At 39.5% G+C, this 24,436-nt stretch carries 28 protein-coding genes; 22 read left to right on the top strand and 6 right to left on the bottom strand.

Annotated features, from left to right (window positions below; all coding sequences use genetic code 11):
- Positions 1 to 10: 10 nt before the first annotated feature.
- From HQN86_RS16920 to HQN86_RS16940, 5 genes are all read left to right on the top strand, one after another.
- Entirely contained in the window at positions 11 to 754 is a 744-nt protein-coding gene (locus HQN86_RS16920) for a DUF4476 domain-containing protein (RefSeq protein ID WP_172662108.1), read from the top strand.
- Positions 755 to 784: 30 nt separating this feature from the next.
- Positions 785 to 1,174: a hypothetical protein gene (locus HQN86_RS16925; protein WP_172662109.1), complete on the top strand. Its 390-nt coding sequence runs from the start codon at positions 785 to 787 to the stop codon at positions 1,172 to 1,174.
- A gap of 22 nt (positions 1,175 to 1,196) precedes the next feature.
- Positions 1,197 to 2,537: a flippase gene (locus HQN86_RS16930; RefSeq protein WP_172662421.1), complete on the top strand. Its 1,341-nt coding sequence runs from the start codon at positions 1,197 to 1,199 to the stop codon at positions 2,535 to 2,537.
- 82 nt (positions 2,538 to 2,619) lie between these two features.
- Positions 2,620 to 3,243 (top strand): class I SAM-dependent methyltransferase, encoded by a 624-nt coding sequence (locus tag HQN86_RS16935; RefSeq protein ID WP_172662110.1) that lies wholly within the window; start codon positions 2,620 to 2,622, stop codon positions 3,241 to 3,243.
- A gap of 4 nt (positions 3,244 to 3,247) precedes the next feature.
- The gene (locus tag HQN86_RS16940) at positions 3,248 to 4,147 is read left to right on the top strand and encodes a glycosyltransferase family protein (RefSeq protein ID WP_172662111.1); all 900 of its coding nucleotides are present in this window, start codon (positions 3,248 to 3,250) and stop codon (positions 4,145 to 4,147) included.
- 3 nt (positions 4,148 to 4,150) lie between these two features.
- Here HQN86_RS16940 and HQN86_RS16945 read toward each other — a convergent pair whose 3' ends face one another.
- A complete protein-coding gene (locus tag HQN86_RS16945; RefSeq protein WP_172662112.1) occupies positions 4,151 to 4,900 on the bottom strand; it encodes a class I SAM-dependent methyltransferase in 750 nt (249 codons plus the stop codon).
- 169 nt (positions 4,901 to 5,069) lie between these two features.
- On the opposite strand from HQN86_RS16945, the gene HQN86_RS16950 reads away from it, so the two are divergent.
- From HQN86_RS16950 to HQN86_RS16960, 3 genes are read left to right on the top strand one after another with little or no spacing between them, the layout of a single operon-like run.
- Positions 5,070 to 6,341 (top strand): glycosyltransferase family 4 protein, encoded by a 1,272-nt coding sequence (locus HQN86_RS16950; protein ID WP_172662113.1) that lies wholly within the window; start codon positions 5,070 to 5,072, stop codon positions 6,339 to 6,341.
- A gap of 20 nt (positions 6,342 to 6,361) precedes the next feature.
- Positions 6,362 to 7,111, top strand: coding sequence for a glycosyltransferase family 2 protein (locus HQN86_RS16955; protein WP_172662114.1), 750 nt, complete (start codon positions 6,362 to 6,364; stop codon positions 7,109 to 7,111).
- Between the two features lie 8 nt (positions 7,112 to 7,119).
- A complete protein-coding gene (locus HQN86_RS16960; RefSeq protein ID WP_172662115.1) occupies positions 7,120 to 7,851 on the top strand; it encodes an AAA family ATPase in 732 nt (243 codons plus the stop codon).
- 5 nt (positions 7,852 to 7,856) lie between these two features.
- On the opposite strand, the gene HQN86_RS16965 is transcribed toward HQN86_RS16960, so the two are convergent.
- Positions 7,857 to 8,573 carry a 3-ketoacyl-ACP reductase gene (locus tag HQN86_RS16965; RefSeq protein ID WP_172662116.1) on the bottom strand — a complete coding sequence of 239 codons (717 nt, stop codon included), beginning with the start codon at positions 8,571 to 8,573 and terminating at the stop codon, positions 7,857 to 7,859.
- 92 nt (positions 8,574 to 8,665) lie between these two features.
- Positions 8,666 to 10,465 (bottom strand): translational GTPase TypA, encoded by a 1,800-nt coding sequence (gene typA, locus HQN86_RS16970; protein ID WP_172662117.1) that lies wholly within the window; start codon positions 10,463 to 10,465, stop codon positions 8,666 to 8,668.
- A gap of 138 nt (positions 10,466 to 10,603) precedes the next feature.
- On the opposite strand from typA, the gene HQN86_RS16975 reads away from it, so the two are divergent.
- Entirely contained in the window at positions 10,604 to 10,813 is a 210-nt protein-coding gene (locus tag HQN86_RS16975; protein ID WP_172661890.1) for a hypothetical protein, read from the top strand.
- Between the two features lie 9 nt (positions 10,814 to 10,822).
- On the top strand, positions 10,823 to 11,479 hold the full coding sequence (locus HQN86_RS16980) for an oxidoreductase (RefSeq protein ID WP_172662118.1): 657 nt from the start codon (positions 10,823 to 10,825) through the stop codon (positions 11,477 to 11,479).
- Between the two features lie 2 nt (positions 11,480 to 11,481).
- Here the strand turns inward: HQN86_RS16980 and HQN86_RS16985 are convergent, their stop codons facing one another.
- Positions 11,482 to 12,303 (bottom strand): alpha/beta hydrolase, encoded by an 822-nt coding sequence (locus HQN86_RS16985; protein ID WP_172662119.1) that lies wholly within the window; start codon positions 12,301 to 12,303, stop codon positions 11,482 to 11,484.
- Between the two features lie 207 nt (positions 12,304 to 12,510).
- On the opposite strand from HQN86_RS16985, the gene vapB reads away from it, so the two are divergent.
- The 11 genes from vapB (at position 12,511) to HQN86_RS17040 (ending at position 20,887) form a co-directional block, all read left to right on the top strand.
- A complete protein-coding gene (vapB, locus tag HQN86_RS16990; RefSeq protein WP_172662120.1) occupies positions 12,511 to 12,717 on the top strand; it encodes a type II toxin-antitoxin system VapB family antitoxin in 207 nt (68 codons plus the stop codon).
- Between the two features lie 129 nt (positions 12,718 to 12,846).
- A complete protein-coding gene (locus HQN86_RS27185) occupies positions 12,847 to 13,098 on the top strand; it encodes a type II toxin-antitoxin system VapC family toxin (protein WP_394367897.1) in 252 nt (83 codons plus the stop codon).
- A gap of 555 nt (positions 13,099 to 13,653) precedes the next feature.
- Positions 13,654 to 14,367, top strand: a complete 714-nt coding sequence (locus HQN86_RS17000; RefSeq protein ID WP_172662121.1) for an esterase family protein — start codon at positions 13,654 to 13,656, stop codon at positions 14,365 to 14,367.
- A gap of 20 nt (positions 14,368 to 14,387) precedes the next feature.
- Positions 14,388 to 15,383, top strand: coding sequence for an ATP-grasp domain-containing protein (locus HQN86_RS17005; protein WP_172662122.1), 996 nt, complete (start codon positions 14,388 to 14,390; stop codon positions 15,381 to 15,383).
- Positions 15,384 to 15,410: 27 nt separating this feature from the next.
- Complete coding sequence (locus tag HQN86_RS17010; protein ID WP_048903419.1) at positions 15,411 to 16,517, top strand: carboxylate-amine ligase; 1,107 nt, start codon at positions 15,411 to 15,413, stop codon at positions 16,515 to 16,517.
- Positions 16,514 to 17,347 (top strand): type 1 glutamine amidotransferase, encoded by an 834-nt coding sequence (locus tag HQN86_RS17015; RefSeq protein ID WP_317171717.1) that lies wholly within the window; start codon positions 16,514 to 16,516, stop codon positions 17,345 to 17,347. Before HQN86_RS17010 ends, HQN86_RS17015 begins: the two co-directional genes overlap by 4 nt.
- A gap of 2 nt (positions 17,348 to 17,349) precedes the next feature.
- Entirely contained in the window at positions 17,350 to 18,537 is a 1,188-nt protein-coding gene (locus tag HQN86_RS17020; protein WP_172662123.1) for a hypothetical protein, read from the top strand.
- A gap of 50 nt (positions 18,538 to 18,587) precedes the next feature.
- Positions 18,588 to 18,746 (top strand): FeoB-associated Cys-rich membrane protein, encoded by a 159-nt coding sequence (locus HQN86_RS17025; RefSeq protein ID WP_172662124.1) that lies wholly within the window; start codon positions 18,588 to 18,590, stop codon positions 18,744 to 18,746.
- A 9-nt stretch (positions 18,747 to 18,755) separates the two neighbouring features.
- Complete coding sequence (locus tag HQN86_RS17030) at positions 18,756 to 19,352, top strand: Crp/Fnr family transcriptional regulator (RefSeq protein ID WP_172662125.1); 597 nt, start codon at positions 18,756 to 18,758, stop codon at positions 19,350 to 19,352.
- Between the two features lie 88 nt (positions 19,353 to 19,440).
- Positions 19,441 to 19,971: a YceI family protein gene (locus tag HQN86_RS17035; RefSeq protein ID WP_172662126.1), complete on the top strand. Its 531-nt coding sequence runs from the start codon at positions 19,441 to 19,443 to the stop codon at positions 19,969 to 19,971.
- A gap of 40 nt (positions 19,972 to 20,011) precedes the next feature.
- Positions 20,012 to 20,887 (top strand): pirin family protein, encoded by an 876-nt coding sequence (locus HQN86_RS17040; protein WP_172662127.1) that lies wholly within the window; start codon positions 20,012 to 20,014, stop codon positions 20,885 to 20,887.
- Between the two features lie 55 nt (positions 20,888 to 20,942).
- On the opposite strand, the gene ispF is transcribed toward HQN86_RS17040, so the two are convergent.
- Entirely contained in the window at positions 20,943 to 21,419 is a 477-nt protein-coding gene (gene ispF / locus HQN86_RS17045) for a 2-C-methyl-D-erythritol 2,4-cyclodiphosphate synthase (RefSeq protein ID WP_172662128.1), read from the bottom strand.
- A 26-nt stretch (positions 21,420 to 21,445) separates the two neighbouring features.
- Positions 21,446 to 22,624: a type IX secretion system outer membrane channel protein PorV gene (gene porV / locus HQN86_RS17050; protein ID WP_172662129.1), complete on the bottom strand. Its 1,179-nt coding sequence runs from the start codon at positions 22,622 to 22,624 to the stop codon at positions 21,446 to 21,448.
- Between the two features lie 213 nt (positions 22,625 to 22,837).
- Between porV and HQN86_RS17055 the strand changes: the two genes are divergently transcribed.
- Positions 22,838 to 24,424, top strand: a complete 1,587-nt coding sequence (locus HQN86_RS17055) for an SUMF1/EgtB/PvdO family nonheme iron enzyme (protein WP_172662130.1) — start codon at positions 22,838 to 22,840, stop codon at positions 24,422 to 24,424.
- The last annotated feature ends 12 nt before the right edge of the window (positions 24,425 to 24,436 follow it).

Below are 24,436 nucleotides of genomic sequence, written 5' to 3' on the forward strand. Positions count from 1 at the left end.
TAAGAAAATCATGATGAAAACGCTCTTATTATTTATCGCAGCACTGCTGCAAACGTCTTTAATCTTTGCACAGAATTCAGGCACCGACACAGAATTGTTTATTGAAGTTGCCGAACAGGGAAAAATTGTTGTCTATGTAAATGATGAACAGGTTGGTTCTTCAAAAGGCCGCTTCCGCTTTTATGACGTAGAAAACACTTCTCCAACTGTTATCATCATGAGAAACAATAGACAGATCGCAAAAACAACCCTATCCCTTACAAGAAATAGCAGAACAATTGCACGTTATTCAAGTTTTGATGGGCTCAAGGTGGTTAAAACCCTACCCATGTTTGATGCCAATCAATATGCCTTAGATGACTGGGACGGGATATTTGATAGTACCCCTGATGGCCCAACACGCCCTTCGAGACCTGCTGAACCTGGCAGACCTACACGCCCTACATTGTCCAGAGATAAAATCATGAGTAACCAATCCTTTGATCAACTTTTAAATATGGTGAGGCGTACGGATTTTGATAGCGGCAAAATAAAGCTGGTTAAAAGCGCATTGAACAACAATAAAATTTCAGCATCTCAACTGACAGCTCTTGTAAAAGTTTTTGACTTTGATGCCTCCAGGCTTGAGATCAGTAAATCGGCCTATGATTCGGTTGCAGATAAACAGAACTATTTTAAAGTAACCGAAGCCTTTGAGTTTGACTTTAGTAAAGATGAGCTAATGGATTACATCAACAAAAAAACTTCAAGATAATTATCCCTTTAATCCCTAAAAAAATATTCAATGAAAAAAATCCTTTACATCTGCTTTTTAGCATTCGGCTTTTCTGCTTGTCAGACCAGCCCTAAAGAAACTCAGAATATTGTTACACCTACACCAAATGGCGTTCCATCAGCACCATCTACTACCACATCGGTTCCTGCTCAGCAAAGTGCAGCTACTGGCGAAAGGCCGGCAAATAATCCGGCACATGGTCAACCATTTCACGACTGCTCAATCCCTGTAGGTGCCCCACTTAATGCAAAAAACACAACCGCCCCTGCCGTACAAGCTCCTGTTGCAGCCCCTGCACAACAACAAGCGCCTGCAACAGATAAAGAAGTAAAATTGAACCCACCGCATGGACAACCTGGACATGACTGTAAAGTATCAGTTGGCGCACCTTTAACCTAAAAAACTAAGAGACAGATTGAGTGTGAAGATCCCAAGCATTAAAGGTTTTGATCAGGCGGCCCTGGAGAAATATGTGAAAAACACAGGCTGGCTAATGTTGGCCAGAGTTGGAAGCATGGCCATTAAAGTTGTGGTAGGTATTGCCGTAACAAATTATTTAGGGAAAGACCAAAACGGAATACTTAATTACCCCGTGGCTTTTGTAACCTTTTTTACTGCAGCAGCAGCCTTGGGGGTAGATGGTTTTATAACCAGAGAACTATTGCGCAATCCTGAAAAGAAAAATGAATTGCTTGGAACAGGCTTTGCCATAAAGTTTATGGGAGGCCTTATTGTTCTTCCGCTGATCTACACAACATACGTTATAGCTAATAGCTATAACAGAATCGACACTCCATTGGTTTTTATTATGACCGTTGGATTTACCGGTTTAATCCAATCGTTCAATATCATCGACAGTTTCTTTCAATCCAGAACGCAAGGCAAGTACATTATGCGTGTACAAATTGCAGGAAACGTTCTTTCTGCTGCGATTAAGCTTGCTTTGATCATCATTGGCGCCGGTTTGAAATGGTTTATTTTTGCACTTTTGCTAGACGCCGCATTGCTGGCAGCGGGTTACCTTTTTATTTATCAGAACAATGGAGAATCAGTTTTCAGATGGACATTTAAAAGCGATATCGCCAAATTTCTGCTAAAAAACTCCTGGCCCCTGGCATTTTCAGCGATCCTTGTTTCCATTTACATGAACATTGATAAGCTGATGATCGAATACTATAAAGGTACCGGAGAGCTGGGGATTTATGCCAATGCAGTTCAGTTTGCCGAAGCATGGTATTTTATCCCCGTTGCTGTAGCCGCCTCAGTGTTCCCCGCCATTATGAATGCCCGCAGGGACAACCTCCAGCGGTATGAAAAGAGGATGCAAAACCTGTACGATTTAATGGTTTGGATAAGCATGGTTCTGGCCATATTTATCACATTTACGGCTCCATATCTCTTCAGAATATTTAAACCTGAATTTTATAGTGGTGCGCATGTGTTGTCGATACACATCTGGGCAGGTATCTTTGTATTTTTGGGTACTGCAAGTGCTCAGTTCTTAATTGCCGAGGGCTACACAAAATTATCTATGCTGCGTACCGCGATGGGTGCCTTGATCAATATTATATTAAACGTTTTCTGGATTCCTAAATATGGAATAGCTGGGGCAGCAATGGCGACATTGGTTGCTTATGCCTGTTCTACATTTTGGATTTTACTTATCCCAAAAACAAGACATCAAGGTATAATGATGCTTAAATCGTTGCTGCTAATTACATTATACCAGAAATTAAAAGGTTCAAAAGACCAGCCAGGTTAGACCTAACATAAATTTTAATATTGATATATTAGCACCTTGCATTTAACGTTTTAAGTTTACCATAAATCATAACACATTAAAGATGTCCTTAAGAAAGGTAATAAGAGAAATTGTATATAAGCCCAAAAACATACTGGAGCTCATTCAGCTTAAGGCTAAAATAAAGAACAGTACCGGAAAACTCCAGATCATCATCGGGGCACATACCACTGATTATAAGGATTGGTTGCCTACAAATATTGAGAACCTTAATTTGTTAGAGATTGCTTCGTTTGATAATTTGTTTGGCGATAAAAAAGCAGACCGCTTTTTAGCCGAGCATGTTTTTGAACACATCAGCTACGACGATGCAATCGTTGCTTTAAAAAACTGCAACAAATACCTTAAAAAAGGCGGAGTGGTTAGAATTGCTGTCCCAGATGGTTTTCATCCCAATCCTGATTACATCAATATGGTGAAGCCAGGTGGACATGGAGAGGGCGCTCATGACCATAAATTATTATATGATTATAAAACGCTGTCTAAAGCTTTTGAAGAATCGGGCTATCGGGTAAATCTTTTAGAGTATTATGACGAGAATGGCCAGTTCCATTTTAAGGAATGGGATAGTAAAGATGGGCATGTGATCAGATCTAAAAGGTACGATAAACGTTTTAATGAACCGCTGGGTTATTCGTCCTTAATTGTAGAAGGTATAAAAGATTAGATTTATGCAAACCTTTGCTCCCATAGCATTATTTGTTTACAATCGTCCTGAACATACTGCGCGAACAATTAAGTTTTTACAACAGAATGAACTTGCATCTGAAAGCAGACTATTTGTGTTTTCTGATGGATTTAAATCGGAAACCGACGAAAAGAATGTACTTGAAGTAAGGGAGTTGCTTAAAAATATTGATGGGTTTAAATCGGTGGAGATTATAGAGCGCAAGGAAAATATGGGGCTTGCCAAATCGATTATCATTGGGGTAAGCAAACTCATAAAAGACTACAAGCAAGTAATTGTTTTTGAAGACGATCTGATCACCTCGCCTTATACATTAACCTATTTCAATGAAGCATTAAGTCGGTACCGTAATGAAAACAAAGTAATGCATATTGGCGCTTACATGTACAATTTAAAGGATGCTGATTTACCTGAAACCTTCTTCTATCGTGCTGCCACCAGCTGGGGCTGGGCTACTTGGGAACGCGCATGGGACCACTTTGAGCCAAACATAGACACCCTGATGGCTAAGTTTGACAAATCAGCAAAAAGTGCCTTTTCTATTGAGCATACCATGAATTTCTGGAAACAGATGGAAGACTTTAAAAGCGGCAGGAACAATTCGTGGGCCATAAGATGGTACGCTTCCATATTTTTAAAAGGAGGATTAACGCTTAATCCCTCTCAATCGCTGGTAAACAATATAGGTCATGATGGATCAGGCATACATTCGGGGATTAACGATATTTACAATGTCATCATCAATCCGAAACCTATCACCCGGTTTCCTGATACGATAGCCGAAAGTCCTGCTGCATATGCAGCCATCAAGGGTTTCCTGAAAAACAGAAAAGGAACCTTATGGGATAGATTGAAACGTTACGTAGTACAGCGAATAAAGTAAGCCTTATGGTTTTCTTGCTTCTAAAATAATGTAAGGCGAAAGCTGTTTGGAATTGAAGGGGAATACTTTGGTGAATATTTTACCGGCCAGCCACAGTGACTTTTTTAACAGCCTTATTCCGACAGGCTTTTGCTGCTGGTTCTCTAGCCATAAACTAAAATGACCAAAATATTTGGCTTTTACCACCTCTAAACCCGCTTGTTTACAAATGTTTTCGAGCAGCCTGGGATCCATACAATCAATATTGTGCTTGTCGTAATTCTCCTTATCAAAGTTCTTTTGAAACCATCCGTTTAACGCTTTAAAGTTAGGCAGCGTAATAAACAAAGTTCCCCCTGGTTTTACAAAATTAATATGCCTGTTAATGATGTCGGCAGTATCATTAAAATGCTCGATAAGACCACAAGATAAAACAAGATCATATTGTTGCTTCGGCACGTAATTAAACAAATCCGTTTCAATAATATGGATATCCGTTTCGTTTAGTTGATTGGCCTGCAATAAAGAGTTGGTAACCGGTGGGTGCACAAAATAATCGAGCAGGGTAACATCCAGTTTAAAATACTTCTTCAGAAACACGGCATAATATCCGGGGAAACCACCCAATTCAATAGCCGTTTTAACTTTTTGGCCATTAATGATGTCTGCGAGTTCTTTATGAAAAAGATAGTTCTCGGGAATACTAACCGATAACCCGGTCTTGCTTTCCCAATAATTCACCCAAAACTGTCTGTCGGTTAACAGGTTACCCATATTGCTTTTTTTGTTCTTATAAATAGACGATCATTACAGGACTGTTGCCTAAAGTCTGTAAAAAATCAATTCTGACGAAAATACACAAGAATTTAATAAAGATTGAAAATATATATTATTTTAGGCTGCATAACCGTTTAAAAAGAAACAATTATCTAAGTTTGATTCATTGAAAGTAGTACACCTAAATACATACGAAGGTAATGGAGGCGCCGGAAGGGCCTGCCTCAGATTAAGTGATGCACTAAATGCAAGTGGTATCCAGTCTAAAGTAATGGTTTACTTTCAGTTCAGCGAAAGCACAAAAACGGGAACTTTTAGTAAGGGGCCCTTTGCAAAAGCAAAAGCCGTGTTTAATATCCTTTCTGAACGTTATTTATCTAAAGCCGTAGCCAAAGCTGTGAAAACACCTTTCTCGCTCCAGTGGTTTGGCACTTCAGTAATTGACCATCCGACAGTAAAAGAGGCTGATATTATACACCTGCACTGGATTAACCATGGCTTCTTATCTCCAAAATTCCTGGCAGAAATTGATGAGTTGGAGAAACCAGTAGTTTGGACATTTCATGACAGTAATGCATTTACAGGTGGTTGTCATGTACGTTACTCATGCGAAAATTACTTTAAAGAATGTGGGAACTGCCCTTTGCTTCGGTCGAGTGGTAAAAATGATTTCTCGCACAAAACATGGTTGCGTAAGAAAAAAGCTTACTCGGAATTAAACTGTCATATTGTTGCCCCAAGCAGATGGATGGCCGATTCAGTTAAACTGAGCAGTTTAATGGGATTTAGAGAAGTAACGGTTATCCCAAACACAATTGAGACTGAGGTTTTTAAACCTTATGTAAAATCTGAAGCCAAAAAAATACTTAAGATAGATCCAAAGAAATTTGTACTGATGAGTGGTTTTATGCCGTCTAAAAATGACAAGCATAAAGGCACATCTTATTTAATAGATGCGCTAAATGATCTTGCAACAAGACCGGGGATTATTAAAGAGCATATAGAACTGGTGATTTTTGGCAATAAGGATAGTGCCGAAATGCCGGAGTTTCCATTTAAGACAACATTTCTAGGCACCATTAGCAATGACGCCCACCTGGCCAAGTGCTATTCGGCGGCAGACGTATTTATAACCCCCTCCCTTGAAGATAATCTACCAAACACAGTAATGGAAAGCTTATCGTGCGCAACGCCTGTAGTGGCCTTTAAAACAGGCGGGATACCAGACATGGTAAAACATCTTGAAAATGGGTATCTGGCAGAGTACGAGTCATCTGAAGATCTTGCTACAGGGATAGAGTGGCTATATCACGATGAAAATGCGCCTGAAATTCAGAAAGAAGCAAGAAGAACAATTTTAAATCAATTCTCTGAGCAAGTAATTGCAGAAAAACACTTATTATTGTATCAGTCACTGATAGATTTACAACCCCGATAATTTTTTAGATTCAGAACCGCATGCAGCCAAAGTTAAGTGTTATTACTATCGTTTATAATAATGTAAAGGATATTGAACGCACCATGCTTTCTGTGCTGAATCAAACCTATCAAAACATTGAATACATCATTATTGATGGCGCTTCAAAGGATGGTACTGTAGAAAAAATCTATAATTATAAATCGAGGTTAGCCCAGTTTATCTCTGAACCCGATAAGGGCATATACGATGCCATGAATAAAGGGCTAGCGCTTGCAACCGGGGATTATGTGCTTTTCATGAATTCCGGGGACGAGATTTATGCACCTGAAACAGTAACCGAAGTATTTCAGAGTGCTGCATCGGCAGATATTTATTATGGTGAAACTGAAATGTTTGACCAGGACTGGATCAGCTTGGGCCAAAGACGACACCATGCACCTGAGCACTTTGACTGGCAAAGCTTCAGGTATGGAATGAGTATAAGTCACCAGGCCATCTATGTTAGAAGAAGCCTGGCAGAGCCTTTCGACTTAAAATACAAGTATAGCTCCGATATTGACTGGATCATTAAAGCTGCCAAACATGCTTCGAGTATTGTGAACACACATATTTACGTGGCCAAATATCTGGTGGGCGGAATTTCTAAGAAAAAGCATCTGGCTAGTCTTAAAGAGCGGTTTCACATCTTCACAAAGTATTACGGTCTAATTCCAAACCTGATTAATCATATTTTTATCGGGATTAACCTGGCTCAGTATTTTATCCGTCACCGCAGAACCAACGATTAGTTTCATAAATGCCTTTTTTGCGTCAAATATCGTTACCTAAAATAGATGCACCTGATTATCCATTTTCTATCCCTGCGTTTAAGGAAGGAGTACTGTTAAGAATAAACAGCAATGTTACCTTTTTTGTTGGAGAAAATGGTTCAGGCAAATCTACCTTGCTGGAAGGACTTGCAGAACATTGTGGATTTAACCTGCGCGGAGGAAATCGCAATCATAACTTAAATACCGGACATAATTTTGAGGGCTATGAAAATCCATTAACAAAGCATCTGGGCTTACAATGGATACCCAGACGTATTACTGAAGGATTTTTTATGAGAGCAGAAAGCTTCTTTAACTTTGCAGATTACATAGATGAAATAGCCCTATCTGATCCCAGGATATTTGAGGCGTATGGAGGAAAATCGCTTCATCATCAATCACATGGAGAATCATTTCTGGCTCTTTTTCAAAATCAGTTTCAGAGTGGAATTTATATCCTGGATGAGCCTGAGGCGGCATTATCACCAACCAGACTGATGACCTTTATGTCAATCATTAATAATCTCGAAAGATCGGGAAGGGCGCAATTTCTGATTGCGACTCACTCCCCGATGCTTCTTTGTTATCCTAATTCACAAATCTTTAATTTCGGCGAAGACGGACTAAAAGAGACCTGCTACGAAGAAACGGAGCATTACCGTTTAACCAGAGGTTTTCTGGAAAATCCGGATGCCTACTTCAGGTTTTTATTTGAATAGCCAGATTACGGATTTGTAGACCAAAGACCTGCTTCTTTTACAAATACCCTTCTGTTTAATTTTAACTGGGCAACAACCAATTCGGCAAAGTCTTCTGGTTGCATCACCTTATCGGGATTTCCGTCAGTCAATTTGAGATCCTTAGCCATATCGGTTGCGATGGTACTTGGCAATAGCGTGCTTACGCGGATGTTGTGCTTACGCACTTCCTGCATTAACGACTCTGACATTCCTATTAAACCAAATTTTGAAGCGCTATAGGCACTGGTTACTGCCGCGCCATTTTTACCTGCTGTAGATGATATATTAATAATATCACCGGTTTTTCTTTCTATCATTTCAGGTAAAACTGCCCTGGTGGTGTAATAAGCCCCAAATAAGTTTACCTTAACAATCTCTTCCCATCTTGACGGTTCCAATTCCAGGAATGGCCCAAAAGAAGCAGTTCCGGCATTATTAATTAAAATGTCAATTACACCCAATTCAGATTTAACCTTTGTAACCGCGGCATTCACATTTTCAATATCAGAAACATCGACTGTAGCAATTGCTGTTTTAATCCCATATTGCTTTAATTCCTCTGCAAGAATTTGTAAATCCGATGCTGTTCTGGCCATTAGACCTATATTGACGCCTTCCTGTGCCAAAGCAATAGCCATTGCTTTCCCTATTCCCTTACCTGCTCCGGTAATGATTGCGTTTTTACCTTTTAATGACTCCATAGTATCTTTTATTAAAATGCAAAAATAACAAAAAACAAAAGCCTGTCTCGCAAGAAACAGGCTTTATGACTTATCAATAGAAAATTTCCTATTTATACAATTTTATTAAGCTTACGTGCAGCTTCAGTTAAGTGAATTTTACGTAAACGCATGCTTAACGGAGTCACCTCGATGTACTCATCAGCCTGGATGTATTCCATAGCTTCTTCCAATGAGAATTTAATTGCCGGAGCGATACGCTGACTATCATCTGTACCAGAAGCACGCATGTTAGTTAAAGCTTTACCTTTTACAATGTTAATTACCAAATCATTATCACGGATGTGCTCTCCTAGAATTTGTCCTTCGTAGATATCTACTCCCGGATCAACAAAGAAACGACCACGATCCTGTAATTTATCAATTGAATAAGCTGTAGTGCTTCCTTTTTCCATAGAAACCAATACACCATTCAATCTACCAGGGATAACACCTTTCCAAGGTTCGTATGCTTTGAAACGGTGTGCCATAATCGCTTCACCACCTGTAGCAGTTAATACGTTATTTCTTAGACCGATAATCCCACGTGCAGGAATATCAAATTCTAAATGTTGTAAATCTCCTTTTGGTTCCATGATCAATAACTCACCTTTACGTTGTGTTACCAATTCAATTACCTTACCAGCAACTTCACCCGGTACATCAACGATTAAGGTTTCGATAGGCTCACATTTTTTACCATCAATTTCTTTGATGATTACCTGTGGCTGACCAACCTGAATTTCATATCCTTCGCGACGCATGGTCTCGATCAATACTGATAAATGGAGGATACCCCTTCCGTATACCAAGTAAGAATCAGGAGACTCAGTTTCTACCACTTTAAGCGCAAGATTTTTCTCAATTTCTTTGTATAAACGCTCTTTTAATCGCTGAGAAGTTACAAATTTACCTTCTTTTCCAAAAAATGGTGAGTTATTGATCGTGAACAACATGTTCATTGTTGGCTCATCAATTTTGATTACCGGCAATTGTTCCGGAGCTTCGAAATCAGCAATAGTATCACCGATGTCAAAACCATCAATACCCACAACTGCGCAGATATCACCTGATTTTACTTCAGTGGCACGGATTTTCCCTAAACCTTCGAAAGTATATAATTCTTTTACTCTTGATTTTACCATTTTACCATCACGCTTAATCAAAGTAACCGGTTGGTTTTCTTTAATTACGCCACGGTGTACACGACCAATTGCAATACGACCTACGAAAGATGAATAATCTAAAGAGGTGATTTGCATTTGTAAAGTACCGTCGTTTGTTGGCGCAGCAGGAATTTTCTCAACAACTGCGTCTAAAAGTGCGAAAATATCTGTTGTAGGTACTTTCCAGTCAGTACTCATCCATCCTTGTTTGGATGAACCGTAAATTACTGGAAAATCAAGTTGCTCTTCTGTTGCTTCTAAGTTGAAGAACAATTCGAAGATCTGTTCGTAAACTTCTTCAGGGCGACAGTTTTCTTTATCAACTTTATTTACAACAACAATAGGTTTTAGACCTAAAGCCAAAGCTTTTTGAGTTACGAAACGTGTTTGAGGCATGGCACCTTCAAAAGCATCACACAATAACAATACACCATCAGCCATTTTCAATACACGCTCTACCTCACCACCGAAATCGGCGTGACCAGGGGTATCGATAATGTTGATTTTAACGTCCTTATACTGAACCGAAACGTTTTTTGACACGATGGTAATACCGCGCTCACGCTCCAAATCATTGTTATCAAGTATTAAATCTCCCGATTGTTCGTTATCGCGGAAGATTGAACAAGAGTGTAAGATCTTATCGACCAGTGTAGTTTTACCGTGGTCAACGTGGGCTATGATAGCTATATTTCTTATTTTTTGCATAAAATGCTACTAATTTTTGGCGCAAAGATAAGATTAATTATCGAGATTTCAGTACATTAGTTAAGAGGCATTTAACTCTTTTTAATTTTAAACAATGTACACCTTCAGATGTTTCATATATACTAAATTACGATGGTGATGAGCAAAACAAAAAAAACCGACAAAAAGAATCCGCCAAAAGTGGACCAGCACAATAAAACAGGACTAGATGAGTGGAATGACCGTTTGGATGAAAACTGTGAAAATGAACACGAGGGCAATGAGCTTGCTGACGAAAAAGCAAGAGATTATTCCTATAAAGCAGGAAGTGGAGACCAATCGGACGAAACCATAGATATTCAAAAATAAGTTCCTTTAATGTCAAAAAAAGCAATATTACTTGGTGCGAGCGGATTGATAGGCAACAACTTATTGGCACAACTACTGGATAACCCTAGTTATAGTGAGGTGCTTGCTATTGGGCGAAAAAAGTTAAATATTGAACATCCAAAGCTAAAAGAACTGATTGTTGATTTTGATCATATAGATCAGTACGCAGCAGGTATTACCGGAGATGTCGTATTTTGTTGTTTGGGTACCACAAACAGTAAAACCCCGGATAAAGCACAATACAAAAAGATTGACTACTGGTACCCTCTGGAGATTGGCTCGATTGCGCAAAATAATGGAGCGACTTCATATCATTTGGTCTCTTCAATGGGTGCAGATATCAATTCATCCTTATTCTACCCCAAAACCAAGGGAGAGGTAGAAAGAGATCTAAAGGCGATCCCCTTCAAAAGCATTTATATTTATCGCCCTTCACTACTTGATGGTGATCGCAAAGAAAAACGCAGCACCGAAAGAATCTTGATAGGTCTGATGCGTCTGCTCAACCCAATTTTAATTGGTGGCTTAAAAAAATATAGAAGCATTAAAATTGAAACTGTCGCCTCAGCAATGCTTAAAGAATCATTAACCGATAAAAAAGGTGTATTTATTTACGCTTCGGACCAGATTCAGGCGCTAGGATAAATTTAAAAAAGGTTCTTTTTCCCAAAAGCCCATATCAGAAATGGCGACATTGCTTTGGCCCAGGTTTTTAATTCGTGTTTGCCTCCGACCATTTCATAGTATGCGATATCATCGGGTCTTTTATAGCCTTTCTTTAAAAGTTCTTTGATCACATCAATGGTATCGTCAATGGAATCGATGATAAAGTTTTTGTTTCTATCAGCAAGCTCATCTTCGGTACCTGTCATCAGCCAGAACTTTAATTCCGGTTTGACCTCCGTATCAATAATTCGCTGATGCAAAATACGATCGCTATCTGTATAACCATCTTTAAGGTCTTTTTTACGCCACCAGAATGACCCTGAAAAAACACCGACAGCATCAAAATAGTTATCATTGTTCCAGGCAATATCAAACGCGGTTAATCCGCCAAGCGAGAATCCCCCAAAAGCACGCTTCCCATTTATTGGAAACTCAACTGTGGTTTGTATGAAAGGAATAAGCTCTTTAATAATGAAATCTGTGTAGGATTGGGCTTTGCTGCCCCTATCCTGAAAATCAGGTACACCCGCAACTCCGTACTCTTGTAAACGGTCTTTGGAAGCTTTTATAGCCACAACTACCAGGGGCTCTATTTTGTTTTGGCCATACAGGGCAGTAAGCGTATTTTGCAACGCCAATTCTTCTGTATCCTGACCATCGTTTAACAACAGCAGATTTAATTGTTCATTCCCCAAAAGGTTGTCTGGAACAAAGATTTCAAGCTCTACTCCTCTTTTAAGGTATTTAGATGGTATGGTTTTTTCAGTTTTAATAACTTCCGGAAGTGTTAGTGTAGTATACATAATTCAGCAATTTCCCTTCTCTCAAATGCACTGCAAAAGTAATACTCTTAGCAAAAATTAAAATAATTGGTGTGTAATTTTATATCAAACAGACATTTAGCATAATATGAAGGGCTTGTTCTTCGTCAAAAAATGTAAGGTGTGTTTTTCAGCATGGTTATTGTAGAAATATCCCTTAAATTTGTGTTTAACTGAAATAATTAAGGTATGACCAGTTTGACTCTTTATGCAAAACTAGAAACACTTCCACCTGATCTTAAATCGGAGGCGAATGACTTTATCGATTTTTTGATGGAAAAGGCGAAGAAAAAAGATCATAAGGCTGGTGTCGCTAAATTTGGCAGTCTAAAAGGTAAGATCACGTTGTCTGATGATTTTGATGCCCCTTTAGAAGACTTTAAGGAGTATATGTAATGGCATATCTGCTGGATACGCATACTTTTCTTTGGTTTTTGAATGGAAGTGATGACTTATCGGCCAAAGCAGAAAGACTGTTGAGGACAATAGGCAATTGAACTATGTCAGTATTATTCATTTTGGGAAATTGCCATCAAGATAAGTCTTGGAAAGCTGGAATTAGGAATTTCTTATGAAGAGTTACAGCTACAGGCAATAAAAAATGACTTTGAATTTCTTCCCCTAACTTTTGAACATTCCGCTGGCTTGATTGGTTTGGAATTTCATCATCGAGATCCATTTGATAGAATGATCATCTCTCAAGCTATCGTTGAAGGGTTGACAATTATCGGAAAAGACCAAAATTTCCCTAAATACCCTGTAAAGCTTCTTAGGTAATGCTTCTGGATCTGACTTTGATATAAGGGGCCTTTTATGCTGTTTCCTGAATATATTTTTCTTTTGTCGGCGCATATGCTGTGTCTGGTGTGCACAGGGTTTACGATTTGATTTTCTTTTATTCCTAGGGGTGTGTCCCCATGATTCTAAAATGGAGCGTTCTTTCAATTGACCAATGTCACCGATACCCCCCTGAACTGTTGTTTAAAACAAATCCCTACAATTATGTTTCGAATATTCTTTTAGCCTATATTGATCCTTAAGGATTAGACACTAAGAGCTGAAAGAGATATTTACCATTAGAACCATCGACATTACAAGTATCCAATTGACAATACCGTTATAAAATGATGAAGGCAATATATTGCTATTATTACTTGCTCTACACAAAGCACTTCCAAAAGATCTGTTAAAGCTACCATGTTTTTCTTCTTTGGCGGCGTCCTAGATGTTGGGGGGGGTGAACTATAAATGATATTTAGTGTAAGAAATAGGCAGGTTGCTTGCTTTTAATATTCTTTATTTCTTATCTTAAAGCATCTAAATTTTACGGGGATGAAAGAGGAATATAAAAAGTGGCACAGCAATAACTTAAGTGCCGATTTTGAATTGCTCGCTTTTGGGCACAGCGGCTATCCAATCCTTCTTTTCCCTACCAGTATGGGGAGGTATTTTGAAAATAAGGACTTCAAAATGATCGAATCTATTCAATGGTTTATAGATGAAGGGAAAGTTAAGGTTTACTGTATTGACAGCATTGATGGCTTGAGCTGGTACAACAAGGGCATCCATCCGGCCGACAGGGTAAAAAAACATATTTGTTACGACAAGCTATTACTGGAAGAGGTTTCAACAATGGCCCGTCAGGAAACAGGGCATTCCAAAATCATCACTGCAGGCTGTAGTTTTGGAGGGTATCATGCGGCAAATTTTGCTTTCAGGCACCCATGGCTGGTCAGCCATATGTTTAGCCTGAGTGGGGTTTTTGATATTAGATCGCAATTGGACGGATTTTATAATGATGAGGTTTACTTTAATAATCCGGTAGATTTTTTACCAAATGACAATAATCCGGAGCTATGGAACATGAAAATAATACTGGGCACAGCTGAAAGAGATATATGCAAGCCAGACAATGAACGATTGTCGCAGATTTTAACCGATAAGGGAATTAACCATTGGCTGGATGTAAGGCAAAATGCAGATCATGACTGGCCCATATGGCGAAAGATGCTACCAGAATACCTATCTCAATTATCATTTAACTAAAAACATCTAAAATATATACCATGAAAAAAATCGGAATACTGTTCGGCAAAGAAAGATCTTTCCCCGAGGCTTTTGTAAAGCGCGTAAACGAGATTGCAGGAAAGGACATTAAAGCCGAATTTGTGAATATTGATAAAATATTTCAGGCTAAAGCATTGGACTATGCTGTGATTATCGACAGGATATCTCAGGATGTTCCTTTTTATCGTTCTGCGCTAAAAAACGCGGCGATTACAGGAACCGCGGTAATAAACAATCCCTTTTGGTGGAGTGCCGACGAAAAGTTTTTTAATAACGCATTAGCCGTAAAAATTGGAGTTCCTGTCCCTAAAACGGCTTTGATACCTTCTTACGAACAACCTGATGACACCTCTGACGAATCGTTCAGCAATCTGGCATTTCCCTTGGATTGGGAGGCTATTTTTGAATACACCGGTTTCCCTGCATATATGAAACCTTTTGATGGCGGAGGGTGGAAAGAAGTTTACAAGCTACATGATATTGAAGATTTTTTTGATAAGCATAGTCAGACAAAAAAGACAGTGATGATGCTTCAGGAAGAAATCGTTTTTGAAGAATATTTTAGGTGCTATTGTATCGGTGGCAAATATGTTCGGATAATGCAGTATGAACCGCGTAATCCCTTTCACTTGCGCTACCAGGTAAACACACCTCCTTCCAGTGAGAAATTATTAAAAACCATTCATGACTATGTGATAAAACTGAATCAGTTTTTGGGTTATGACTTTAACACCGTAGAATTTGCTGTACGTGATGGAATACCCTATGCCATTGATTTCTGTAATCCGGCACCTGACGCTGAGGTAACCAGTGTTGGCCAGGAGAATTTTGATTGGGTTGTTGAAACCTCGGCACAGTATGCAATAGAAAGAGCAAAGGCTCAAATCGACGGGCAAGACAATTTAACATGGGGAGCGTATGTTAAAGCCTCCGCGGCAGGGTTACCATTAGTGGGTAAAACCAAACCTAAAAAAGCTCCCGCTACAAAAAAATAATCAGGGATAAACAGGAGGGAATGAATTATGATGAATGAATTTACGCTTGGTGTAGAAGAAGAATACATGGTGGTTGATCCGGTAACCCGTGAACTTACCTCACATGATCAAAAAATAGTTGAAGCGGCTCAAAAAATACATAAAGATCAGGTTAAAGCTGAAATGCATCAGGCTGTTGTAGAAGTAGGAACAGGAATTTGTAAAAATACAGAGCAGGCACGAGCAGAAATATCGCAATTAAGGTATACCGTTTCGCAGCTGGCAGGGGAGCAAGGGTTAAGAATTGGTGCGGCAGGCACCCATCCTTTTTCCCATTGGGAAAAACAGCTGATCACTGAGCATCCACGTTATAGTGAGATCGTAAACGAGTTACAGGAGGCTGCACGATCCAATCTGATTTTTGGCTTACATGTACATGTAGGTTTCCAATCCAGGGAGCTTGCCATTCATATTGCAAATCAGGTGCGCTATTTTTTACCGCATGTGTTTGCCCTATCTACCAATTCCCCCTTCTGGGAAAGCAGGAACACGGGATACAAATCTTTTAGAACTAAGGTGTTTGATAAGTTCCCCAGGACGGGCATTCCTGATATTTTCAATAGCATTGAAGATTACGACAACTATGTTAAGCTGCTCATTAAGACCAATAGCATTGACAACGCCAAAAAAATATGGTGGGACATCAGGGTACACCCTTTCTTTGAAACCATAGAGTTCAGGATTTGCGATTGTCCAATGTTGATTGATGAAACCATGGCTTTTGTAGCATTATTTCAGGCCCTTTGTGCCAAGTTGTATAAACTACGCCTGCAGAATATGAAATTTATCAGCTATTCCAGAGCACTGATAAATGAAAATAAATGGAGGGCTGCCCGTTACGGCATTGACGGGAATCTAATTGATTTTGGTAAGGAGATGGAAGTAAACTGCCGAAATCTGATATTGGAATTACTGGATTTTATTGACGATGTTGTAGATGATCTGGGCTGCAGAAATGAGATCAATTATGTGCTTAAAATTCTTGAGAATGGAACCGGGGCCGATAGGCAATTGGCTGTTTACGAACAAAATGGTAACTTTGAGGCCGTAGTAGACTACATTACTACTCAAACATTAATTGGGGCTAAGCAGTGAGCATAATAGATAGAAATAAGATTAGGGTTGCCGTAATTGACATGAATAATGGCGTGACCAACCAGGGGATGCGTGGGATACAGGAAATCTTGTTGCGCTATCGCATGGAGAATGATATAGATCTGGGGTATGATATTTTTGACTTAAGACAGCGGGGAGAAATCCCTGATGAGCATTATGATATCTATATTTCAAGCGGGGGCCCGGGAAGTCCCTTTGATGGTGTGGGGGAAAAATGGGAAAGTGACTTTTTTAACCTGCTAGGTAAAATAGAAACCCATAATCAGATCAGCCAACAGAAAAAACACGTTTTTTTAATCTGTCACTCTTTTCAAATGGCTTGCAGAAAGTATCATGTTGGAGAAGTGATCAGACGAAAATCAACCGCTTTTGGCATTTTTCCTGTGTTTTTAACAGAAGAAGGGGAAAATGATTTAATTTTTAGTGGCTTACCTAATCCATTATATGCTGTTGACAGTCGTGACTGGCAGGTTATAAATCCTGATGATGTACCATTTTCCAACTCGCAGGCCAAGGTATTGGCTTTGGAAAAAGAAAGGCCGCATGTTGATTTGGAACGCTGTGTAATGTCGGTTCGTTTTACCAACGAAATAATCGGAACACAGTTTCATCCCGAGGCAGATCCTGTTGGGATGAAAATGTATCTGTTACAGGATGATAAGAAGAAAGCAATTACCGAGAGTTACGGGCAGGAAAAATATGAAGACATGTTGTCAAGTCTTGACAATCCTGATAGAATCAAACTCACGCAGAGTGTTATTCTGCCTAATTTTTTAACTGAGGCATTAAATGCCTTACAGGAAGCGTAACTATGATTAGCAAATACAGGGGCCAGTTTAACAGTTCCTTCACGGAACAGAAGTACAAAAGCTTTTTAAAAATTCTGGAATCCGGATTAACAAGCATCCCTTTTAGAGTTGCCGAAACTCCTGTGTTTATTCCTTCAGATCTGCAGAAGAAACTAATTGATGCAGGGGAAGAAATCATAAAACTCATAAAGCAGCCTGATTTTAAGGCACTTACTAAAGATGCTATTCCCTCAAATTGGAATGTTCCAAATGAAAATGAACACCCGCATTTTTTAACTTTCGATTTTGGGATATGCAAGGATGCAAATGGTCTTTTGACACCAAAGCTAATTGAAATGCAGGGTTTCCCCTCCTTATATGGATTTCAGCCTGAGCTGGGGAGGGTTTATAAGGAGTCGTATGAATTGCCTGCGGCTTTAACCCCGTTTTTTAATGGATTTGATGAGCAGAAATACGTTAGCCTACTTAAAAGGGTAATTATTGGCGATTACGCACCTCAGGAGGTAGCACTAATGGATATTGATGCGCCGAATCAAAAAACAGCAATTGATTTTTTAATTACCCAAAAATATTTAGGTATAAAAATTTTGAGCCTGACAGATATCTTTAAAGAAGGGAATGCGCTATTCTATAAAGAGGAAGGGAAAAAAATACGGTTAAAAAGGATTTACAACCGACTGATTTTTGATGAAGTTGAAGATAAAACAGCTCTTTTTGAGCAATGCTTTGATCCCCGATCAGAAATTGATGTGGAATGGATCACACACCCAAACTGGTTTTACAGGATCAGTAAATATACCATGCCCTTTTTGAAAAGCGAATTTGTACCAGAAACTCATTTCCTGGATACGTTAACTGAAATCCCTTCAGATCTCGAAAACTATGTTTTAAAACCCTTGTTTTCTTTTGCAGGCATGGGTGTGATTATTGATGTAACAAAAGCGGACATCGCTGAAATTAAAGACCCGAAGAATTGGATACTTCAGCGAAAAGTTGTTTATGAGCCCATTGTGCAATCGCCGGATGGTGGGGTAAAACTGGAAATCAGATTGATGTATTTATGGGCGGATGGCCAGGAGCCCCAGTTGTGCATTAATTTGGCACGCTTAAGCAGAGGAAAGATGATTGGCGTGAGATACAATAAAGACTTTGATTGGGTTGGCGGCACGATTGGCCTTATGGAAAAGTAAATTTACAATTAACAGACCTGCGAGAAGCAGGCATTAACTAATTTTGGGATATGGATATTCAGACTATTCTGGTAATTATACTGTTTGCGGGGGCATTATTTTATGTTGGCCGCATCGTTTATCGCTCAATAGCACCTAAAAATGGTGGCTGTGGTTCCAACTGCAAGTGTGGCGTAGATTTTTCCAATGTTAAAATAGACAAGAAATAGATTTTATCTATGACAGCCTTACTTGAGCCATTTAAAACTTATTTAAAAAACAAAGTAGCGATAACTGATGAGCAGTTTGGCCTCATTTCTGACAAACTTAAAGTAAAAACCTTCGATAAAAACGAGATGATCCTGATGAAGGGCGAAGTTTTATCTCATGGCTTTTTTGTTTTAAGTGGTCTGTTACGCAGTTATTCAATAGATAGTAAGGGGAAGACGCATATCATTCAGTTTGCCCCCGAACAATGGTGGCTTTCGGAACGTAACGGGATGTTCAATGAAGCATCAGAGTTTTTTATTGATGCCATTGAGCCTACAACAGCTATTGCAGTAAACAAGGATTTTATGAATGATGCTGCAAAGCATGTTCCCTGCATGAGTGACCTGAATAGCACCATGCTCAATAATTCCATCCGGTTTATGCAGAAAAGGATCAATATGCTTTTAAGTGCTACAGCCGAAGAACGCTATCTGAATTTTATAAAATTATATCCAAATCTTACATTGAGGGTGCCGCAGTGGATGATTGCCTCTTATTTAGGCATTACACCTGAATCATTAAGCAGGGTCCGTAAAGACCTGGCGCATAAGCATTTTAAACCTTAGTGTTTTCTTATCATAGGTCAATGTGAGGCCAAACATCTGTTTGTAATTTTGTGTTGTAATTAAAGAACAACTTAAAAAAAACAATATTATGGCAACTACACAATGGGTTTTAGACCCGACCCACAGCGAATTACAATTTAAAGTTAAACACTTAATGATTACTACTGTAACCGGTAGTTTGCACCTGATCAGCGCGACATTAACTTCAGAAGGTGACGATTTCGAAAACGGAAAGGTTACTTTTGAAGGCGAAACCTCCTCTATCAATACCGGAAACGCTGACAGAGACAATCACTTAAAAAGTGCTGATTTTTTTGATGCAGAAAATTTCCCTAAAATCACTTTTGAATCTACCTCATTAACAAAAGACGGTGATGATTACATTTTAAATGGAAATCTGACAGTTAAAGGCGTTACCAAACCGGTAGAATTGAATGCTGAATTTGGTGGTATCGCAACTGATCCATGGGGCAATACAAAAGCTGGTTTTACGCTAAGCGGCAAAATAAACAGAACTGATTTTGGCCTAACATGGAATGCGGCATTAGAAACTGGTGGTGTTATGGTTAGTGAGGCAGTAAAAATAGCAGGTGAATTACAGTTTGTAAAACAAGCCTAAACAATTAAAACCAAGCATCCATAAAAAATTAAAGAGAAAAATGGAAGCAAAAACTAAAACGGTGTCGGCCATTTTAAATGCGCCGGCACCTCATATGGTTGGCGATGGCTTTAGGGTGCACAATTTTTTTCCGAAAGGTTATAAAATTAAAATGAGTCCATTCTTTCTGCTGGATTATAACGCCAGGATAGAATTCTCAGCACGTAATGAGCCCAGAGGTGTAGGTGTTCATCCCCATCGGGGGTTTGAGACGGTAACCATCGCGTACCATGGCGCAGTTGCACATCATGACAGCGCAGGCAACAGCGGTGTAATTTATCCCGGTGATGTGCAATGGATGACCGCTGGAAGTGGGATATTACATAAAGAATATCATGAAGAGCAGTTCAGTAAAAAAGGCGGAGCCTTTCAAATGGTTCAGTTGTGGGTGAATTTACCTGCAAAAGATAAAATGACCTCACCAAGGTATCAGGATGTAAAGCATAGCGAGATGGCAAAATACAATCTGGAGAATGGAGCTGGTGAAATTGAGGTAATTGCAGGTGACTATAACGGGACCAGAGGGTCTGCAACCACCTTTACCCCACTTAATTTATTCAATGCCCGACTAAATGAAGGAGGCAAAGCATTTTTTAATTTTCCTGCCGGACACAATACTGGTTTTGTAGTTATAGAAGGTCGTGTAAAAATTAATGATACTGAAATTGCCAAAACTGATCAGTTTGTTCATTTCAAAAATGACGGTTCGATAATAACAGCTGAGGCTTTAGAAAACTGCATTATCCTGATATTAAGCGGCGAGCCGATAAATGAACCGATTGCTCAGTACGGACCTTTCTTAATGAACAAGCCAGAAGAGATACAGCAAGCGATAAATGATTACAACCAGGGTAAATTTGGATACCTTGACGAATAATAGCTACTTTTTTGATTTTTAGGAACCCGGAAAGCTTTACAGCCCTCCGGTTTTTCTATTTCTCGATAAGGCATACCGCGTAGGCCACAACGCCCTCCTCCCTGCCTATAAAGCCCATTTGCTCATTGGTGGTCGCTTTTATAGAAATATCATCAATAGACATTCCAATTGCTTCCGCTATATTCTTTTGCATCTGGGGAATATGGGGATTAATTTTTGGCGCTTCCAGGCAAAGCATTGCATCGATATTGCCAATCTGCCATCCCTTGTCTTTAAGAAGCTTTACACTTTCCTTTAGGAGGATCAGACTGCTTATTCCCTTCCACTGAGGGTCGGTATTCTTAAAATGAAAGCCAATGTCTCTTAAATTCGCAGCGCCTAACAAGGCGTCGCAAATTGCATGGAGCAAAACATCTGCATCGGAATGGCCAAAAGCTCCTTTATGATGTTCCAGATGAACTCCGCCTACTACAAATGGGTGATTATCCTTTAACTGATGCACATCGAACCCAAACCCTACTTTAATTTTCATTTGTCAAATTATGTTGTTATATACTGTTATTTGGCATCGCCAAAATTGAAAAGCAATGTAAAGCGTAATGTATTTGCCAATGGACTCTTTTGTGCATTGGCCGCCAGATACGCAAAATCGATATTGAAGACATTGTATTTTAATCCGGCACCAAGTGTAAAATATCTTCTATCTCCCTTTTGCGGGTTCTCATAAAAATACCCGGCCCTTAGCGCAAACTGCTGGTTGTACCAATACTCCACGCCTGCAGCGATATTAACTTCCCTTAATTCTTCTGAAAATCCTCCCGGAGCGTCGCTAAATGAACCAAATATTCCAGATGGTACCGAGCGATCAGGATCCTTTCCCGCTAAGATCCTTCCATTTTCATCATATATTGGTTGAGTTGGCACCAGAAGCTTGTTAAAATCAAGCGCAAAAGTAAACTGATTGTAATCGTCGATTAAAAAGGTTGAGGCTCCTCCTATTTTAAAGTTTGTGGGCAGAAAGTTCTTTTCCCCACCCTGTACATAGCTGATTTTTGTTCCAATATTTGAGATGTTAATTCCGGCGGAGAGGATCGCATCTTTACCCAGGAAAATAGTCGGTTTTTTGTAATATGCAGAAACATCAACTGCAATTGCTGAGCCAGCCTGCGTTTGCTGTCCTGCTGCAAACTGACCTGACAACAAATTGGAATAAATGTATCTCAATGAGGTACCTAGTGAAAACGAGCTGCCAAATCTTCTGGCATAGGTTACGTCCAATGCTAGTTCATTTGGACTATAAACTCCTAGATCTTGCTTGTTAATGTCTACGAACTGTATTTCACCCAAAGAAAAATACCTTAAAGAGCTCCCCAGGGTACTCTGGTCATCAAGTTTATAAAACCCACTTAAATAGGCCAGATTAATATCAGGAACCAGGCTTTTTAACCAAGGACTATAAGAAGCGGAAAATCCATATGGTTTATCTAAAAAAGCTAGTTTAGAAGGGTTTATACTCATTGAGTTTGCATCCGGAGCAATTGCCACTCCAGCATCTCCCATGCCTCCGATCCGGGCATCAGGAGTAATCAACAAAAAAGGGACCGCTGTAATGATATTATTTGGAACACTTCCATTTGTTTGGGTACCTGGCTGTACTTCCTGGGCAAACAGTCCTGTAGCAACTGTTACCAGCGAAAAAATGCTTAATGCAGTTTTTACAGCGTACCTTAAATTCATGCGTCCCGTATAATTAATACTATTGCACGCAAGTTAACATAGTGCTACTAAATTTCAAAGTATTCCGCCGGTTTACAAAGCATTTGAATAATATCCTACCTGAAAACTCTGTTCGGAGATAATTTGTTTCAATTTTATAAAAAAAGTTTTTTTTGGAGCGAACACCTTTTTTTGTGTAGTTTTAACCTTTAGAGTAACTATTTGCGCAATCCAATGAAAAAATCATACCTATACTCGCTTGCATATCTCGCACTTGTAACCTCCCTTGTCTCCTGTAAATCTAAATCAGGAACTTCGGACAAGACAGGATTAGCCTATAATAAAAAGGAATATGGAGGATTTCAGGTCAACAATAAATTCAAAAGAGGACCCGGTCCCGGCCTGGTCGAAATTGAAGGTGGTGTTTTTGTAATGAGTGGTAGCGCAATAAATGTTGCAGGACAAGAACTAAGCGATTACAACCATAAAAGAGAAACTACTGTTTCTTCTTTTTATATGGATGAAACGGAAGTTTCGAACACGAACTGGCTGGAATACCTAAATTGGATAAGAACCAATTATCCAACTGATTACGAATATTATTATAACGAAATACCCGATACCTTGGTTTGGCGAAGACCGTTATCATACAATGAACCTTATGTGGACAATTATTTAAGGCACCCTGCCTACCAGGATTATCCTGTAGTTGGGGTTACCTGGGAACAGGCGTCAAGGTATTGTGACTGGAGAACTGATCGGGTGAACGAATTGCTCCTCAGGGATCAGGGTTATATGACGAGCTTTAAAGACATAAACGGGGATACCAGAAGCGGTGTTGCCGAGGCAAGCGAAAGACCGACAGCACCTTTTAATACGGAAACCTACCTAAGTGGCCAGCATAATGATAAAGGTAAAAAGGCGATGAAAGATCTAAGCCCTACCAGTGCTAAAGCTGCCGATGCCGGCGCGAATGGGAAAGGTGCAACCAGAACGGTAAGACTGGAAGACGGGATTTTAAAACAACCGTATCGCCTGCCAACTGAAGCCGAATGGGAATATGCTGCACTTGGATTAATTGGCAATACGGAGTACGAAAACATTCATGAAAACAAAATTTATCCATGGAATGGGCTGGGGTTAAGCTCTGCAAAGAAAAAAACCCGTGGTTTGATATTAGCCAACTTCAAAAGAACAAAAGGTGACTATATGGGTGTTGGAGGTTCTTTAAATGACAAAGGCGGGCTAACCGTTCCGGTAAGATCTTACACGCCAAATGATTTCGGCTTGTACAATATGGCTGGAAATGTAAATGAATGGGTTGCGGATGTTTATCGCTCCAAAACTTTTGAGGCTGCCGATGCGTTTAACCCTTACAGAGGAAACTTTTATGAGGATAAAAAAATAGCCGATCCCAGCACCGGAAGGATAGAAATAGACAAACACAACCGTCCTGTGATGACTGCAGCTGTATCGGCAAGAAAACAAACATGGGCGGAAAAACAAGCCGCTGCGAGTAAACCTGCAGATTCTGTGAATACTTACGCCGATCAAAGAGGGTACCGTGACAAGGCAAATGACCTGTATGGTGAAATTACGCTTATTACGGATAAATCCAGGGTATATAAGGGTGGATCATGGGATGACCAGGCCATGTGGTTAAATCCTGCAACCAGAAGATTCCTTCAACAGGATGAATCAACAGCCGACATTGGCTTCAGGTGTGCAATGACAATGCTTGGTGCCTCTGAAATTAGATCTATGGGGAAACCGCAATTCAAGACTAAACCGCAAAAGGCCTTTAAAGCTGGCAAGAGATAAACATATTTTTAT

The sequence above is a fragment of the Pedobacter panaciterrae genome, assembly GCF_013204795.1.
GTDB classification, from domain to species: Bacteria; Bacteroidota; Bacteroidia; order Sphingobacteriales; family Sphingobacteriaceae; genus Pedobacter; species Pedobacter panaciterrae.